The organism is Kocuria sp. U4B (genome assembly GCF_054875615.1).
In genome coordinates this window covers 3,275,718-3,292,710 of record NZ_CM142180.1, presented here as the reverse complement: position 1 = coordinate 3,292,710, position 16,993 = coordinate 3,275,718, and the positions used below count along the sequence as shown (strand labels likewise).

Here is a 16,993-nt window from a genome sequence, read left to right as displayed (position 1 = left end):
CGGCGCGGTGCCCGGAGCCGCTCAGGCGTGCACCGTGTGCTGGAACCGCAGGAGCCCCTCCGGGTCGAGGGCCGCCTTCGCCGCCACGAGCCGGGCACGGCCTTCCGCGGTCCAGGCCTGGGTGGAGTCCCGGCCCTCCCCGGCACCGCCCTGGAAGTTCACGAGCGTGCGGCCCGAGGAGTGCTCGCGCAGGGCGCCGAGCAGGGCCTCGATTGCCCCCGGCACCCGCTCCCCGAACGGCGGCACGGCGAGCCCGACGCAGTTGAGCAGGTACTCGCCGTCCCGGCCGGCGACGAGGTCCGCCGCCCCGCCGGGGGTCCGGGCCAGCGCCCCGCCGAGACGACGGATCTCCACGAGCGCGAGGGGGCAGTCCGTGCCCGGCCCGGCCTCCCCCAGCAGGGCGTCGATCGCGGCGTCGTCCAGGTCGTCCAGCAGCCGGCCGCTGTCGCGGAAGGGCAGCGGGACCGGGGGGTCCATGTGGATGGCGTCGATGTCCCGGCCGCTCATCGGCCCGATGGTGTCCATGACGGGGCGGGAGACGGCCCGCAGGGGCGCCAGGACCTGCTCGCACTCCTCCCCGCCGGCCGTGCAGGCGTAGCGCAGGTGGACCACGAACCGGTCGCGCAGCGGCTCCGGGACGATGTCCAGGTCCGGCAGGCGCAGCAGCGCGATCGAGGTGGACACCGTCTCCGGCAGCCCGCGGCTCCACCGGGCCCACGTGCCGAGCACCTCCCGCGCGTCCTCGCCCGGGTAGAAGATGCCGCCGCCGTGGAAGCCCTCCAGCGGGACCAGCCCGAAGACCATCGCCGTGACGACGCCCAGGTTGCCCTTGCCCCCGCGCAGCAGCCCGAACAGCTCCGGCTCGTGCTCGGCGTCCACGGTGCGCTGCCGTCCGTCGAGGGTGACGACGTCGAGGGAGCGCACGTGGTCGGCGGCGAAGCCGTAGGTCCGGCCGAGCACGGGCAGCCCGCCGCCCAGGGTGTAGCCGACCACCCCCACGTCGGTCGTCGAGCCGCTCAGGCCCATCAGGCCGTGGGGCACGGCGGCCTCCAGCACGCTGCGCCACCGGACGCCGGCGCCGACGCGCGCGGTGCGGGCCTGCGGGTCCACCTCGCAGTCCTGGAGCCGGGTCGTGCTGATGAGCAGGCCGCCCTCCATGGGGTAGTCCGCCCCGTGGCCGGTGGCCTGCACGCCGACGGGCACGTGGTGGGCGGCGGCCCACGCCACGGCGGCGGCCACGTCCTCGGCGCCGGTCGCGCCCACGACCACGTCGGGGCGGATGGGCGTCGCGAGGTTGTAGGCGGCGGTCTCCCGGTCGTAGCCGTCGTCGTGCGGGGTGAGCACCGGGCCGGCGACCCGCCCCTGGAGCTCCTGCACGTCCGCCGGACCGATCTGTGGCACATCCATTCGGGGCCCCCTCGACAGCGACGGGAAGGACGGGAAGGGCCGGTCCCGCCCGCCACGGGGCGCGGCCGTGGCCCCAGGATGCACCCGCCCGCGGTGCGCCCGCACCATGGAGACCGCCTGTGACGCGACCGGCCCCGGTTCCCCGGGCGATTCGCCCGGGGAACCGGGGCCGGTGGGCCCCGGGGTGGACCGGTCAGGCCGCCGCGGTGGCGAAGCGTATCGTCAGGGCGTAGGCCGCGATGGACAGCGCCCACACGAGGGCGACCGTGGTGGTCAGCCGGATGAGGTTCTTCTGCGCCACCCCCGAGGTGTTGAGGGACTGCGTCATGCCGCCGCCGAACATGTCGGACAGGCCGCCGCCCTTGCCCTTGTTCAGGAGCACGAGCAGGACGGCCAGGAGGCTGGTGACCACGATGATCACCAGGAGCACGGTCTGCAGAATTTCCACTGGGGGCCTTCCCTGGAGTCGGTGCCGAGCAGCCGCGCCCGGTCGGGGCGCGGACGGTCAGGGGTCGTGATCAGTCGGTCACGAGGTGCTGCTCGAACCTGGCAATGCTAGCAAACTCCTCGGCGTCGAGGCTCGCGCCGCCCACGAGGGCGCCGTCCACGTCCTTGCCCTGGAGGATGGAGCCGACGTTGGAGGACTTCACGGACCCGCCGTAGAGGATGCGGGTCCTCGCCGCGGTCGCCCCGTCGTAGAGCTCGGCGAGCTCGGCGCGGATGGCGCCGGCCATCTCCTGGGCGTCCTGCGGACCGGCGACCTCGCCGGTGCCGATGGCCCAGACGGGCTCGTAGGCGACGACGAGCTCGGCGACCCGCTCCGCGTCGAGGCCCTGGATGGACCCGCGCAGCTGCTCGAGGGTGAACGCGACGTGCTCCCCCGCCTGGCGGACCTCGAGGCCCTCGCCCACGCACAGCACGGGCACCAGGCCGTGGCGGTGCGCGGCGGCGATCTTGGCGTTGCACAGCTCGTCGGACTCGCCGTGCACGGTGCGCCGCTCGGAGTGGCCCACGAGCACGTAGGTGCAGCCGAGCTTGGCGAGGAACTGCCCGGAGATGTCGCCCGTGTAGGCGCCGGAGTCCTTGTCGGAGAGGTCCTGCGCGCCGTAGACGACGCGCAGCCCGTCGCCGTCCACGAGGCTCTGCACGGAGCGCAGGTCGGTGAACGGCGGGAAGACGGCCACCTCGGCGCGAGCGTAGTCGTGCTTGGCGTCGTCCAGGGTCCACGCCAGCTTCTGCAGCAGCGTGATGGCCTGGACGTGGTCCATGTTCATCTTCCAGTTGCCGGCGATCAGCGGCGTGCGGTCGAACTGTCCGTTGGTCTGCGAGGTCATCTGACGCTCCTGTCCGCGGCGGGGACGCCGCTCGTGGTGCTCTGCGGGTGTGGTGCGGTCCGGCGGCAAGGGCACCCCGGGGCGCTCGGCTCCGGGGTGCCCTTGCCGCGGTGGTGGGGCGTGCGGGTCAGACGCCGAGGGCGACGACGCCGGGCAGCTCCTTGCCCTCGATGAACTCCAGCGACGCTCCGCCACCGGTGGAGATGTGGCCGAACTGGTCGTCGGAGAAGCCCAGGTTGCGCACGGCCGAGGCGGAGTCGCCGCCGCCGATCACGCTCATGGCGTCCGAGGCGACGATGGCCTCGGCCACCGCGCGCGTGCCGCCGGCGAAGGCCTCCATCTCGAACACGCCCGCGGGCCCGTTCCAGAACACGGTCTTCGCGTCCCTGATCTTCTCGGCGAACAGCTTCGCCGACTCCGGGCCGATGTCCAGGCCGAGACCCGAGTCCCCGATCTCGCCGGACTCGATGGCGTCGACCGGGCGGACCTCGTGCTTCGCGTCGGCGGCGAACTTCTCCGCGTAGACGACGTCCACGGGCAGGACGATCTCGGTGCCGGCCGCGGAGGCCTTCCCGAGGTAGCCCTTGACGGTCTCGATCTGGTCCTTCTCCAGCAGGGACCCGCCGACCGCGTGGCCCTGGGCCGCGAGGAAGGTGAAGACCATCCCGCCGCCGACGAGCAGCGAGTCGGCCTTGCCGATGAGGTTCTCGATCACCGCGAGCTTGTCCGAGACCTTGGACCCGCCCATCACGACCACGAAGGGCCGCTCGGGGTCGGAGACCACCTTGGTGAGGACGTCCAGTTCGCGCTTGACGAGGTCCCCGAGGTAGGCCGGGAGGCGGTGGGCGATGTCGAACACGGAGGCGTGCTTGCGGTGCACCGCCCCGAAGGCGTCGTCCACGTACGCCCCGTCCTCGCCGGTCAGGGCGGCCAGCTCGTCCGCGAAGGCGCCGCGCTCGGCGTCGTCCTTCGAGGTCTCGCGGGCGTCGAAGCGGACGTTCTCGATCACCAGGACCTCGCCGTCGGCCAGGGCCGCGGCCTTGGCCCGGGCGTCCTCCCCGACGACGTCGGTCGCGACCCGCACCGGGAAGTCCGCCAGCTCGGCGAGCCGCTGCGCGGCGGGGGCGATCGAGTACTGCGGGTCCGGCTGGCCCTTGGGCCGGCCGAGGTGCGCCATCACGATCACGCGGGCCCCGGCGTCGGTCAGCTTCTTGAGCACCGGCAGGGACGCGCGCACGCGCCCGTCGTCGGTGACCGTGGAGCCGTCCAGCGGGACGTTCAGGTCGGAGCGGACGAGGACGCGGCGCCCGGCCACGCCGTCGGCGAGAAGTTCGTCAAGTGCATGTGCCATGCCTCTCACCCTACCCCGGGGCCCGCGCTCGGCCCCGGATCAGAGCTGGCCGGCGACGTGGGAGACGACGTTGACGAGGCGGACGGTGTAGCCCCACTCGTTGTCGTACCACGCGATGACCTTGACCTGGTTGTCGATGACCTTGGTCAGCGGGGCGTCGAAGATGGTGGAGATGTCGTCGCCCTGGATGTCGGAGGAGACGATGGGGTCCTCGGTGTACTTGATGATCCCCTTCATCGGGCCCTCGGCGGCCTCCTTCATGCAGGCGTTGACGGCCTCGACGGTGACCTCCTTCGACGCCTCGAAGGTCAGGTCCACCACGGAGCCGGTCGGGACCGGCACGCGCACGGCGAAGCCGTCCAGCTTGCCCTTCAGCTCGGGGAGCACCAGCCCCACGGCCGCGGCGGCACCGGTGGTGGTGGGGACCATGTTCAGGGCGGCGGCGCGGGCCCGGCGGAGGTCGCCGTGCGGGCCGTCCTGGAGGTTCTGGTCGGCGGTGTACGCGTGGATGGTGGTCATCAGGCCGCGCTCGATGCCGAACGCGTCGTTGAGGACCTTCGCCATCGGGGCCAGGCAGTTGGTGGTGCAGGACGCCGCCGAGACGATGTCCATGGAGGCCGAGTCGTAGCTGTCGAGGTTGACGCCCGGCACGAAGGTGCCGTCGATCTCCTTGCCGGGGGCGGAGAGGACGACCTTCTTGGCGCCGCCGTCGAGGTGCGCCTTGGCCTTGGTGCCGTTGGTGAAGCGGCCGGTCGACTCGACGACGACGTCCACGCCGAGCTCGCCCCAGGGCAGCTTGGCCGGGTCCGGCTCCGCGAGGAACTTGACCTCGTGGCCGTCCAGGGTCATGACGTCGCCGTCGAGGGTCACCTCGCCCGGGAACCGGCCCATGATCGAGTCGTACTTCAGAAGGTGCACGAGGGTGGCGGGGCTGGTGAGGTCGTTGACCGCCACGACCTCGATGTTCTGACCGTGCTCGCGCACGGCGCGGAGGAAGTTGCGGCCGATGCGCCCGAAACCGTTGATGCCCACTCGAATGGTCACTGCGTTCTCCTGTGTGTGTTGGGGTCGTGTCAGTAAGCCACCACACATTCTACGTGGTATTCGATGGGTTGTCTTGGGGTCATGAAAGATTTAACCGGAATTTGCCACTAAACCCACACAAAACCACATCGAGGGCGGCTCCCGAGGCACGAACCCACGCACACGGACGTGGGTCCGCGACCGGACCCCGGGGCGGGACGGGCGCGCCCGTCCCGCCCCGGCCGTCAGGAGGACAGGGCCTCGGCGGCCACGGTCGCGTCGGTGCCGGGGATCCGCAGCTCCTCCGCCCGGCGGTCGGCCATGGCGAGCAGACGGCGGATGCGCCCCGCGATGGCGTCCTTCGTCAGCGGCGGATCCGCCAGACGGCCGAGCTCGTCGAGGCTGGCCTGCTTGTTCGACAGCCGCAGCTCCCCCGCCTGGCGCAGGTGCTCGGGCACGTCGTCGCCGAGGATGTCGAGGGCGCGCTCGACGCGCGCCCCGGCGGCGACCGCCGCCTGGGCGGAGCGGCGGAGGTTGGCGTCGTCGAAGTTCGCCAGCCGGTTGGCGGTGGCGCGGACCTCCTTGCGCATCCGCCGGTCCTCCCACTGCAGCAGCGTCTGGTGGGCGCCCATCCGGGTGAGCAGGGCGGCGATGGCGTCCCCGTCGCGCACCACGACGCGGTCCACGCCGCGCACCTCGCGCGCCTTGGCCAGCACGCCCAGCCGGCGGGCGGCGCCGACGAGCGCCAGCGCCGCCTCGGGGCCCGGGCAGGTGAACTCCATCGCGGCGGAGCGGCCGGGCTCGGTGAGGGAGCCGTGGGCGAGGAAGGCCCCGCGCAGCACGGCCTCGGCGTCGGCCACGGCCCCGTTGACGACGGCCGGCGGCAGCCCGCGCACGGGACGCCCGCGGGAGTCGAGCAGCCCCGTCTGGCGGGCGAGGGCCTCGCCGTGCTCGACGACGCGCACGACGTACGAGCTGCCGCGGCGCAGCCCGCCGCCGGAGACGACGACCAGCTCGCTGTCGTGGCCGAAGACCTCGGCCACGGCGCGGCGGATGCGCCGCGCCGTGGCGGCCTGGTCCACCTCCGCCTCGATCACGATGCGCCCGGAGACGATGTGCAGCCCGCCGGCGAACCGCAGCAGGGCGGACAGCTCGGCGCGCCGCTCCGAGGACCTCTTGACCTCGAGGCGGGACAGTTCTTCCTTGACCGATGACGTCAGGGCCACGCGGTTCCTTTCCTGGGGACTTCGGGGGTGGGACGGGCCGGGCGGGGTGAGCGCGCCGGGCCGCGGGGGCTCAGCGGTGGTGCTCGAAGATCTCCTGGTAGGCGGCCGCCAGCTTCAGCGAGTTGTGCACCGCGGTGCCGGGGCTCGCGCGGACGTCGGCGTAGAAGACCTCGGCGCCCAGCCCGGCGGCGACCTCCTCGAGGTCGCCGCGGTCCTCCGTCGCGGAGGGGTCGGCGAGCACGACGTCGAGGGTCAGACCGGAGCAGTACGCGCCCAGCACCCGCAGGTGGTCGGCGGCGGTCTTGCCCTGCGTCTCGGTGTCCGGCGACAGGTTCAGGGTGACGCAGCGGCGGGCCGCGGACTCGCAGATCGCCCGGCCCAGCCCCGGGAGCAGCAGGTGCGGCAGCACGGAGGTGTGCCAGGAGCCGGGGCCCAGGACCACCCAGTCGGCGGCCCCGACGGCCTGGACCGCCTCCGGGCAGGCCGGGGCGTCCGCGGGCACCAGCCGGACGTTGCGCACGTCGGCCTGCTTGGCCAGGTGGGCCTGGCCCGTGATGGTGCGCAGGGGCGCGTCCGCCGGCGGGTGCCCGGCGGTCGGATGCCCAGTGGCCGGGTGCGCGGCAGGGGGCGGGAGGTCGGGGACGTCGCCCTCGATGACCAGGGGCTGCGTCGACATCGGCAGGACCCGGCCGCGGGCCCCGAGCAGGGCGCCGGCCCAGTCGAGGCCGGCGACGGGGTCGCCCAGCAGCTCCCACAGCCCGACGATGAGCAGGTTGCCCAGGGCGTGGTGGTCGAGGCCGGTGACCCCGCGCTCCGGGGAGCGGAACCGGTGCTGCATGACGTCGCGCCAGGTCCGGCCCCACTCGGAGTCGTCGCACAGGGCCGCGAGCGCCATCCGCAGGTCCCCCGGCGGCAGGACGCCGAGCTCGTCGCGCAGCCGGCCGGAGGAGCCGCCGTCGTCGGCGACCGTGACGACCGCCGTGAGGGCGGGGGTGATCCGGCGCAGGGCGGCGAGGTTGGCGGACAGGCCGTGCCCCCCGCCGAGGGCGACCACGGAGGGGTCGGCGGCGTGGTGGGCGTCGGGGTCGGCGCGGGCGGCGAGGGGCGGCCGGGGGAAGGCGCCGCTGGGGGGAAGGGTCATCGAAGGTCCAATGCGGGTGGGGGCGCGCCGGTCACTCCCGGCCCATGTCCCGGTGCTGGATGTTCACGGTCACGAGCGGCAGCTTGGCGAGCCTGCGAACCACCTCCTCGCTGACGGCCACGGAGCGGTGCTTCCCGCCGGTGCAGCCGATGGCGATGGTGGCGTAGTGCTTGTTCTCCGTACGGTACCCCGCCAGGACCGGCTCCAGCATGGCCACGAAGCGGTCCACGAACTGGCGCGGGCCCTCGTCGCGGAAGACGTAGTCGCGGACCTCGGGGTCCTTGCCGGTGTGCGGGCGCAGCGACGGGACCCAGTGCGGGTTGGGGATGAACCGGACGTCGGCCACGTAGTTGGCGTCCGCCGGGACGCCGTACTTGAACCCGAAGCTGAGCACGGTCAGGCGCAGCACCACGGGCCCGTCCGCGGCGAACAGGTCGGCCACCGCCTTCGACAGCGCGTGCACGTTGAACGCGGAGGTGTCGAGCACCACGTCCGCGGACTCCCGCAGATCGCGCAGCAGGGAGCGCTCGGCGCGGATCCCGTCGAGGATCCGGCCGCCGGCCTGGAGGGGGTGGGGCCGGCGCTGGTGCTCGTAGCGGGAGACGAGGACCTCGTCGGCGGCGTCGAGGAAGAGCACGGAGAAGTCGACGCCGGAGGCCTCCAGGGCGGCGAGCGTCTCCTTCATGTCGTTGAACAGGGCCTTGCCGCGCACGTCGATGACGACGGCGAGCTTGGGCAGCGCCTGGGGGGTGCGGGCCACCAGGTCGGCGAGGGTGTGCAGCATCTGCGGCGGCAGGTTGTCCACGACGTACCAGCCGAGGTCCTCGAGCGCGTGCGCGGCGGTGCTGCGCCCGGCCCCGGACATCCCCGTGACGACGAGCAGCTCCGAGCTCGCGGGCTTGCGCGGTTGCGGCGTCGCGGTGCCCGGGCGGTCGTCCGGGCCCTTGTCCGGGTCCTTGTCGGGGCTGTGGTCCCGGTCCTCGTCCGGGCCGTCGGCCGGCCGGCCGTGCGCCGTCCCGATGTCCGTCCCGGCGGTGTGCTCGCTCATGGCCTCTCCGTCTCCCGTCGTGCTCTCCCGTGCTCGTGCTGCCGGTGGGGCCGCAGCCTCGCGCCCCGCCCGGTCCTCGCGGTGGTCCCGCCCCAGCCTAACCAAGTCGGCGATCGTGTCCTCCTGCTACGGGCCCGGGGCCCCGCCGGGGCCGCGGCCGTGCGCCCCCGGCTCAGGCGAGCACCTCGCCGGTGGTCATGTTGACCGCCGGGGCGACGTCCTCGTCCCCCGCCTGCAGCGCCGCGGCGACCTTCTCCGCGAGCGTGCGCCCGAAGCCGGGCACCTGCTCGATCTCCTCCACGCGCGCGGCTTTGAGCTTCTTCACCGACCCGAAGTGCTTGAGCAGCGCCTTCTGCTTGGCCGGGCCCACGCCCGGGAGGCTGTCGAGCACCGAGACGGTCATCGCGGAGGACCGCTTCTTGCGGTGGAAGGTGATCGCGAAGCGGTGGGCCTCGTCGCGGATGCGCTGCAGCAGGTACAGGCCCTGGCTGGCGCGCGGGAGGATCACCGGGAACTCGTCGTCGGGCACCCACACCTCCTCCAGGCGCTTGGCCAGGCCGACGACGTGGACGTCGTCGATGCCGAGGTCGGCGAGGGCCCGGGCGGCAGCGGCCACCTGGGGCGGGCCGCCGTCGACGACCACGAGGCTCGGCGGGTACGCGAACCTCGCCCGCTCCGGGGCCTCCCCCCGGGCGTCGACCTGGCCGGTGCGCGGCCCGGCGGCCTCCCGCTCGGCCTTCTCCTCCAGGTGGCGCCGGAAGCGGCGGGAGATGACGTCGTACATCGAGGCGGTGTCGTCCCGGGCGGCCTCCCCGGTGATCGAGAACTTCCGGTAGTCGGCCTTCTTGGGCAGCCCGTCCTCGAAGACGACCATGGACGCGACGACGTTGGTGCCCTGCACGTGGGAGATGTCGTAGCACTCGATGCGCATCAGCGGCACGGGGATGTCCAGGGCCTCCTGCAGCTCCTGCAGCGACGCCGAGCGGGTGGTGATGTCCCCGGCGCGCCGGGACTTGTGCAGCTTCAGCGCCTGCCGGGCGTTCTCCCGGACCGTGTCCATGAGGTGGGCCTTCTCCCCGCGCTGCGGCACGGCGATCGTCACGCGCGACCCGCGCAGCCCGGAGAGCCACTCCTCGAGCCGGTCGGCGTTGTCCGCGGGCTCCGAGACCAGCACGGTGCGCGGGATCGCGTCCTCCCGGTAGGCGAGCTCCGCGGCCGGGCGGTGCTTGGAGCCGCGCGGCTCCGGGGGCGCGGCGGCGCCGACGCTCTCGGCGGCCTCCGCGGCCGTGTCCCCGTAGACCTGCTCGAGCAGCTGCTCCAGCAGCCGCCCGCCGTCGGCCTCCTCGACCTTCTCCGTCACCCACCCGCGCTGGCCGCGGATGCGTCCGGCGCGGACGTGGAAGACCTGCACGGCCGCCTCCAGCTCGTCCTCCGCGAGGGCGAAGAAGTCCGCGTCCGTGCTGTCGGAGAGCACGACGGCGTTGCGCTCGAACGCCTTCTCCAGGGCGGCGATGTCGTCCCGGCGGGCGGCGGCCGTCTCGAAGTCCATGGCCGCCGCGGCCTCCTGCATCTGCCGCTGCAGCTCCTTGATGAACGGGGTGGCGTGCCCCGCCATGAAGCGGCACAGGTCCTCGGCGAGGGCGTAGTGGTCCTCCTCGGAGATCCGTCCCACGCACGGCGCCGAGCACTTGTCGATGTAGCCCAGCAGGCACGGGCGACCGGACTGCTCGGCGCGGCGGTAGACGCCCCGGGAGCAGGTCCGCACCGGGAAGACGCGCAGCAGGGCGTCGAGGGTCTCGCGGATCGCCCAGGCCTGCGAGTAGGGGCCGAAGTAGCGGTTGCCCTTCTTCTTCTCCCCGCGCACCACCTGGGCGCGCGGGACCTGCTCCGACATCGTCACGGCGAGGTAGGGGTAGGACTTGTCGTCCCGGTAGGCGATGTTGAACCGGGGCTTGAACTCCTTGATCCACGTGTACTCGAGCTGCAGGGACTCCAGCTCGCTGCCCACCACGGTCCACTCGACGCCGGCGGCGGTGGTGACCATGGCCCGCGTCTTGGGGCTCAGGGCGTGCAGGGGCGCGAAGTAGGAGCTCAGCCGGTTGCGCAGGTTCTTGGCCTTGCCCACGTAGACCACGCGCCCGTACTCGTCCCGGAAGCGGTAGACCCCCGGGTCGGTGGGGATGTCCTGGCGTGCGGGGCGGTAGCTCGCCGGATCGGCCACGGTCCGACTCCCCCTCAGCGGCCCGTGGGGGCCAGGGAGGTGTACGGCGCGAGCAGCCCGGCCAGCTCGGCGGCGTCCCCGGCCACGGCCGCGAAGCCGTGCCCGAGCTCGTCCTCGGCCGCGAAGCCCCAGGCCACTCCCAGGCAGTCCAGCCCGTGGGCGGCGGCGCCCTCGGCGTCGTAGCGGCGGTCGCCGACCATCACGGTGCGGGCCGGATCGGGCGCGTGCACCCCGAGCCGGCGCAGGGCCTCGCCGATGATCGCGGGCTTGTCGTGGGCGAGATCGGTGCGGGCGTGGGGTGCCGCGAGGTCGTCGGCGGCGCCGGAGACGGTCTCGAACCACCGGCCCAGCCCGAAGCGCTCGACGGCGAGCTCGGCGACCGGCTCGGGCTTCTGGGTGGCCACGGCCATCCGCACGCCGGCGGCGTGCAGGCTCGCCAGCAGCTCCTCCACGCCGGGGTAGATCCGGGTCTGCGCCAGGCCCTCGGTGCGGTAGCGGGCCCGGTAGGCGGCGACCACGTGCGGGATCTCCTCCTCCGGGACGTCGGTGAACGCGCGCAGGGACACGCCCACGGGCGGGCCGACGAACCGGCGCAGGTCCTCGGGCACGGGGTGGCCGCGCTCGGCCAGCGCCCGGGCGATCCCGCCGGTGATGGCCCCGGCCGGGTCGAGGACCGTGCCGTCGAGGTCCCACAGGACCACGGGAGCGCTCATCGGGCCGCCCCCACGGGCACCTCGCCGAGGAGCTCGGCGAGGAACCGGCCGGTGTGGCTCTCCGGGTGCCGGGCGACCTCCTCGGGCGTGCCCTCGGCGACGACCTGGCCGCCGCCGGAGCCGCCGTCGGGGCCGAGGTCCACGATCCAGTCGGCGGACTTGATGACGTCGAGGTTGTGCTCGATGGTCATCACGGTGTTGCCCTTGTCCACGAGGCCCTGCAGGACGAGGAGCAGCTTGCGGATGTCCTCGAAGTGCAGGCCGGTGGTGGGCTCGTCCAGCACGTAGATGGACCGGCCGTTGGAGCGCTTCTGCAGCTCCGCGGCCAGCTTCACGCGCTGGGCCTCCCCGCCGGAGAGGGTCGTGGCGGGCTGGCCGAGGCGGACGTAGCCCAGGCCGACGTCCACGAGGGTGTTCAGGTGCCGGGCGATGGGCCCGAAGGCCTTGAAGAACTCGGCGGCCTCCTCGATGGGCATGTCGAGGACCTCCGCGATGGTCCTGCCCTTGTAGTGCACCTCGAGGGTCTCCCGGTTGTACCGGTCCCCCTTGCAGACCTCGCACGGGACGTAGACGTCCGGCAGGAAGTTCATCTCGATCTTGATGGTGCCGTCGCCGGAGCACGCCTCGCAGCGCCCGCCCTTGACGTTGAAGGAGAACCGGCCCGGCTGGTAGCCGCGCACCTTCGCCTCGGGGGTCTCGGCGAAGAGCTTGCGGATGTGGTCGAACACGCCCGTGTAGGTCGCGGGGTTAGAGCGCGGGGTCCGGCCGATGGGGCTCTGGTCCACGTGCACGACCTTGTCCAGCTGGTCCACGCCGTCGATGCGCTTGTGCCGGCCCGGCACCTGCTTGGCGCCGTTGAGCTTGTTGGCCAGGGACGTGTAGAGGATGTCGTTGACCAGGGTGGACTTGCCCGAGCCCGACACGCCGGTCACCGCGGTGAGCACGCCCAGCGGGAACGAGACGTCGATGCCGCGCAGGTTGTTCTCCCGCGCGCCGACGACCTTGAGCATGCGCTTGCGGTCGACGGGCCGGCGCCGGGCGGGCACCCGGATCGCCTTGCGCCCGGAGAGGTAGTCCGCGGTGACGGAGCGCTCGTTGGCGAGCAGCTCCTCGTAGGTGCCCGAGTGCACGATCCGCCCGCCGTGCTCGCCGGCGCCGGGGCCGACGTCGACGATCCAGTCGGCCTCGCGGATCGTGTCCTCGTCGTGCTCGACGACGATGAGGGTGTTGCCCATGTCCCGCAGCTTGGTGAGGGTCTCGATCAGCCGGCGGTTGTCCCGCTGGTGCAGCCCGATGGACGGCTCGTCCAGGACGTAGAGCACGCCCACGAGGCCGGCGCCGATCTGGGTGGCCAGGCGGATGCGCTGGGCCTCGCCGCCGGAGAGGGTCGCGGCGGCGCGCTCGAGGTTGAGGTAGTCCAGGCCGACGTCCACGAGGAAGGTCAGCCGCGCCTGGATCTCCTTGAGCACCTGCTCGCCGATCTTGGCCTCGCGCGGGCTCAGGGCCAGCTCCTCGAAGAAGCGCTGGGCCTCGCGCATGGGCATGCGGGTGGTCTCGGCGATGTTCTTCCCGCCCACGGTCACGGCGAGCATCGTCGGGTTCAGGCGCGCGCCGTCGCAGGCCGGGCACGGGACCTGGCGCATGTACTGCTCGTAGCGGTCCTTGGCGTTGTCCGACTCCGTCTCGGCGTGCTTGCGCTTGATGTAGCCGATGACGCCCTCGAAGCCCTGGGTGTAGCGGCGCTCGCGGCCGAACCGGTTCCGGTAGGCGACGGTGACCTGGTAGTCCTTCCCGTCGAGGATGGCCCGGCGCGCCTTGGCGGGCAGCTTCTTCCACGGGGTGACGAGGTCGAAGCCGAGCTCCTGGCCGAGCCCGGCCAGCAGGCGGTTCCAGTACTCGCTGGTGGCCTTGCCCAGCGACCAGGGGGCGATGGCGCCCTCGACGAGGCTCAGGTCCGGGTTGGGGACCACGAGCTCCTCGTCCACCTCGAGCCGGGAGCCGAGGCCGTCGCACTCCGGGCACGCGCCGAAGGGCGCGTTGAAGGAGAAGGAGCGGGGCTCGATCTCGTCGGCCTGCAGCGGGTGCTCGTTGGGGCACGCGAGGTTCTCGGAGAACGGCCGGCGCAGCTCCAGCGGATGGGCGATCTCCTCGTCGGAGCGGGGCACCAGCTCGACGACGACGCGGCCGTCGGCGAGGCCCAGCGCCGTCTCGATGGAGTCGGTCAGGCGCTGGCGGATGCCCTCCTTGACCACCAGCCGGTCCACGACCACCTCGATGGTGTGCTTGAACTGCTTCTTCAGCTTGGGCGGGTCCGAGAGCTGGACGGTCTCGCCGTCCACGGTGGCGCGGGAGAAGCCCTTCGTGGACAGCTCCTGGAACAGGTCGGCGAACTCGCCCTTGCGCTCGCGCACCACGGGGGCGAGCACCTGGAAGCGGGTCTTCTCCGGCATCTCGAGGAGCTGGTCGACGATCTGCTGGGGGGTCTGCTTCGCGATGGGCTCGCCGCACTCCGGGCAGTGCGGGTGGCCGATGCGCGCCCAGAGCAGGCGCATGTAGTCGTAGATCTCCGTGATGGTCCCCACGGTGGAGCGCGGGTTGCGGGAGGTCGACTTCTGGTCGATCGACACCGCCGGGGACAGACCCTCGATGAAGTCGACGTCCGGCTTGTCCACCCGGCCCAGGAACATCCGGGCGTAGGAGGACAGGGACTCGACGTAGCGGCGCTGGCCCTCGGCGAAGATGGTGTCGAACGCCAGGGAGGACTTCCCGGACCCGGACAGGCCCGTGAACACGACCATGGCGTCCCGCGGGACGGTCAGGGACACGTTGTCCAGGTTGTGCTCGCGGGCGCCCTGGACGACGATCTCGGTGAGGTCGGACTTGTGGATCCCGCGGCTGCCGACGGAGGTCACGGGCGCGTCGAGGCGCTCGGCCGGCTCGGGCGAGGGGTTCAGGACCATGGTGGACGTGGGGATCGGTTCGGACACGCGTTCCACTCTAGTACCGGCCCCGGACATCCGGCCCGGCCCGTGGGCGGGTTCACACGCGGTCCACGGGGCCGGTCGCGGTGTCCTCGCGCTGCCGCCCGGGGGCGCCCGGACCGGTGCCGTCGGCGCCGGGCACGGCGTCGTCGCGGTCCCCGGAGCCGGCCCGGGCCCCGGCGGCCGTGGCCTCCTGCTGGCGCCGGCGGACCTCGCGGGCGTCGAGGGTGCGGGTGACCACGCGCATCTGCCCGGTCTCGGGGTCCACCTCGACGATGTCCACGGTGCGGCGCAGCGGGACCTCCTTGATGAGCAGCACCGCGCCCAGGGTGAGCAGCGAGGCGATCCCGGCGACCAGGAAGATCAGGCCGGTGCCGGTGCCGTAGGCGTCGCGCACCACCTCCAGGACCGGGCCCGGCAGCGCCCCGAGGTCCATGCTGGACGCGTGGGCGCTCGCCGCCTCGGGGTCCACGCCCTGCGAGCGCGCGTAGTCCTGCATCCGTCCGGTGAGGTGGGCGGTCATGAGGGCGCCGAAGGCGGAGACGGAGACGGCGCCGCCGAGGGTGCGGAAGAACGCCACGGAGGAGGACGCCGCGCCCATGTCCTTGAGGCCCACGGTGTTCTGCACGGCGAGGACCAGGTTCTGGTTGAGCGCGCCGATGCCCAGGCCGATGAGGAAGATGAACACGCCCACGGCCCACACCGCGGTGTCGTGCGTGAGGGAGGAGGCGAGGAACAGCCCCGTGGACATCAGCACGGCGGCGACCACGAGGATCACCTTCCACCGCCCGAAGCGGGTGATGAGCTGCCCGGCGAGCGTGGAGCCGATGAGGGAGCCCAGGACCTGCGGGAGCATGAGCACGCCGGCCATGGTGGGGGTGAAGCCCTGGCCGAGCTGGAAGTACTGGCCCAGGTAGGTGGTGGAGGCGAACATCGCCCCGCCCGTGGCGATCGCGGCGAGGATCGCGAGCGCGGTGGTGCGCTCGGTGACCACCCGGATCGGCAGCACCGGCTCCGCGGCGCGCTGCTCGACGAGCACGAACAGCACGGAGCCCACGAGGGCGGAGCCCAGCAGGGCCCCCGAGGTCGGGGAGACCCACTCGAACATCCCGGGCTTGCCGGCCAGGGACACCCACAGCAGCAGGGCGGAGGCGGAGACCATCAGCAGCACGATGCCGAGCCAGTCGATGCTGACCTTGCGCGGGGCCTGCGGCGGGATGTGCAGGGTGCGCTGGACGAGCACGGCGGCGAGCACGGCGAGGGGGGCGGGGATGAGGAAGACCCAGCGCCAGCCGAAGCTGTCCACGATCAGGCCGCCGAGCAGCGGCCCGGCGGAGGTGGCCACGGCCATGACGGCGCCCATGTAGCCGGAGTACCGGCCGCGCTCGCGCGGCGGGATGATCGTCCCGAGGATCGTCATGGCCAGGGCCATGAGCCCGCCCATGGCGACGCCCTGGACCACGCGGGCCAGGATGAGGAACTCGATGGTCGGGGCGAGGCCGGCCATGCCGGAGCCGACCACGAAGATCACGATGGCGAGCTGGAACAGCTTCTTCTTGTCGAAGAGGTCCGCGAGCTTGCCCCAAATCGGGGTGGTCACCGCGTTGGCGAGCAGGGTGCCCGTGACGGTCCAGGAGAGGGCGGTCTGGTCGCCGCCGAGGTCGGCCATGATGACCGGCAGGGCGGTGCCGATGATGGTCAGGGTGACCATCGCCATGAAGAACGCGGAGAGGATCCCGGTGAGGGCCCGCAGCACGTCCTTGTGGGAGGCTCCGGTCCCCCCGTGCGGTGCGGCGGTCGGGTGCTGGGGCGTCATGTCGCGGTTCACTCCTCGTTCTCTCGGTCGGTGCTGTCGTGCGTGCTGTCGTCCGTGCCGCCGGGGGCGGTCCCGGCCGCGGGAGGCCGGTCGGCGCTCCCCGCCCGGCGGGCGCACGACGTCGTGCGCTCCACCCCCAGGGAGTCCAGGAAGACGGTGGCGATCTCGTTGATGGCCGTGCGGCTCGCACGGGCCTGCGCCTCGTCCCAGCCCTCGAGCCGGGCGGCGAGGCGCTGGGCGTCGTGCTCCACGACCGCCTGGACCTCGGCCCGGCCGCGCTCCGTGATGGCCACCAGGGCGGCCCGGCCGTCCACGGGGTCCGGGGTGCGCTCCACGAGCCCGGCCTCCTCCAGCCCTGCGAGCTGGCGGCTGAGCCCGGACGGGCCGAGCCCGGTGTCGGAGGCCATGGCGGTGGCGCGCCGCGGGCCCGTGCCGTCCAGGTAGTACAGCAGTGCCACGGCGGTGGGGTTGAGCGGGCGCTGGCCGGGCTCGGTCTTGGTCACGCGCTTCATGACGCGCTGCAGCTCGAGCAGGTCGCGGACCAGCTCCACGGCGGTGTCGTGGGAGACGGGCAAGGGACACTCCTCCTCGACGAGGGCGGTCGGCAGGACGGACGGGGGAACGACGACAGGGCGCCGGACCCGCACGTCCCGCAGCGGCTCGCACCGGACCCGCACGTCCCGCAGCGGCTCGCACCGGCCCCGCACGTCCCGCAGCGGCTCGCACCGGCCC

13 protein-coding genes are annotated in these 16,993 nt (G+C 73.1%); all 13 read right to left on the bottom strand.

Translation table 11 applies throughout. The features are described from left to right. Positions 1-21: 21 nt before the first annotated feature. The 13 genes from ACYSMR_RS15330 to ACYSMR_RS15270 all read right to left on the bottom strand — a co-directional run bounded on the left by ACYSMR_RS15330 (position 22) and on the right by ACYSMR_RS15270 (position 16,836). Positions 22-1,407: an FAD-binding oxidoreductase gene (locus tag ACYSMR_RS15330; protein WP_461746323.1), complete on the bottom strand. Its 1,386-nt coding sequence runs from the start codon at positions 1,405-1,407 to the stop codon at positions 22-24. Positions 1,408-1,600: 193 nt separating this feature from the next. Continuing rightward, positions 1,601-1,855, bottom strand: coding sequence for a preprotein translocase subunit SecG (gene secG / locus ACYSMR_RS15325; protein ID WP_461746321.1), 255 nt, complete (start codon positions 1,853-1,855; stop codon positions 1,601-1,603). Between the two features lie 70 nt (positions 1,856-1,925). Then, on the bottom strand, positions 1,926-2,741 hold the full coding sequence (gene tpiA, locus ACYSMR_RS15320) for a triose-phosphate isomerase (RefSeq protein WP_461746319.1): 816 nt from the start codon (positions 2,739-2,741) through the stop codon (positions 1,926-1,928). A gap of 127 nt (positions 2,742-2,868) precedes the next feature. Continuing rightward, positions 2,869-4,092: a phosphoglycerate kinase gene (locus ACYSMR_RS15315; RefSeq protein WP_461746317.1), complete on the bottom strand. Its 1,224-nt coding sequence runs from the start codon at positions 4,090-4,092 to the stop codon at positions 2,869-2,871. 39 nt (positions 4,093-4,131) lie between these two features. Further along, entirely contained in the window at positions 4,132-5,136 is a 1,005-nt protein-coding gene (gene gap, locus ACYSMR_RS15310) for a type I glyceraldehyde-3-phosphate dehydrogenase (protein WP_251332401.1), read from the bottom strand. Between the two features lie 224 nt (positions 5,137-5,360). Beyond that, entirely contained in the window at positions 5,361-6,341 is a 981-nt protein-coding gene (gene whiA, locus ACYSMR_RS15305) for a DNA-binding protein WhiA (protein WP_251332402.1), read from the bottom strand. 70 nt (positions 6,342-6,411) lie between these two features. Continuing rightward, on the bottom strand, positions 6,412-7,482 hold the full coding sequence (locus tag ACYSMR_RS15300) for a gluconeogenesis factor YvcK family protein (RefSeq protein WP_461746314.1): 1,071 nt from the start codon (positions 7,480-7,482) through the stop codon (positions 6,412-6,414). A 31-nt stretch (positions 7,483-7,513) separates the two neighbouring features. Then, complete coding sequence (rapZ, locus tag ACYSMR_RS15295) at positions 7,514-8,530, bottom strand: RNase adapter RapZ (RefSeq protein WP_309126157.1); 1,017 nt, start codon at positions 8,528-8,530, stop codon at positions 7,514-7,516. Positions 8,531-8,702: 172 nt separating this feature from the next. Continuing rightward, positions 8,703-10,751, bottom strand: a complete 2,049-nt coding sequence (gene uvrC / locus ACYSMR_RS15290; protein ID WP_309126156.1) for an excinuclease ABC subunit UvrC — start codon at positions 10,749-10,751, stop codon at positions 8,703-8,705. Positions 10,752-10,765: 14 nt separating this feature from the next. Further along, complete coding sequence (locus ACYSMR_RS15285) at positions 10,766-11,464, bottom strand: HAD hydrolase-like protein (RefSeq protein ID WP_309126155.1); 699 nt, start codon at positions 11,462-11,464, stop codon at positions 10,766-10,768. Further along, positions 11,461-14,460 carry an excinuclease ABC subunit UvrA gene (gene uvrA, locus ACYSMR_RS15280; protein ID WP_461746311.1) on the bottom strand — a complete coding sequence of 1,000 codons (3,000 nt, stop codon included), beginning with the start codon at positions 14,458-14,460 and terminating at the stop codon, positions 11,461-11,463. Before uvrA ends, ACYSMR_RS15285 begins: the two co-directional genes overlap by 4 nt. Before the next feature lie 43 nt (positions 14,461-14,503). Then, the gene (locus ACYSMR_RS15275; RefSeq protein ID WP_461746309.1) at positions 14,504-16,261 is read right to left on the bottom strand and encodes an MDR family MFS transporter; all 1,758 of its coding nucleotides are present in this window, start codon (positions 16,259-16,261) and stop codon (positions 14,504-14,506) included. Positions 16,262-16,269: 8 nt separating this feature from the next. Then, positions 16,270-16,836 carry a MarR family winged helix-turn-helix transcriptional regulator gene (locus ACYSMR_RS15270; protein WP_309126487.1) on the bottom strand — a complete coding sequence of 189 codons (567 nt, stop codon included), beginning with the start codon at positions 16,834-16,836 and terminating at the stop codon, positions 16,270-16,272. Between the last annotated feature and the right edge of the window lie 157 nt (positions 16,837-16,993).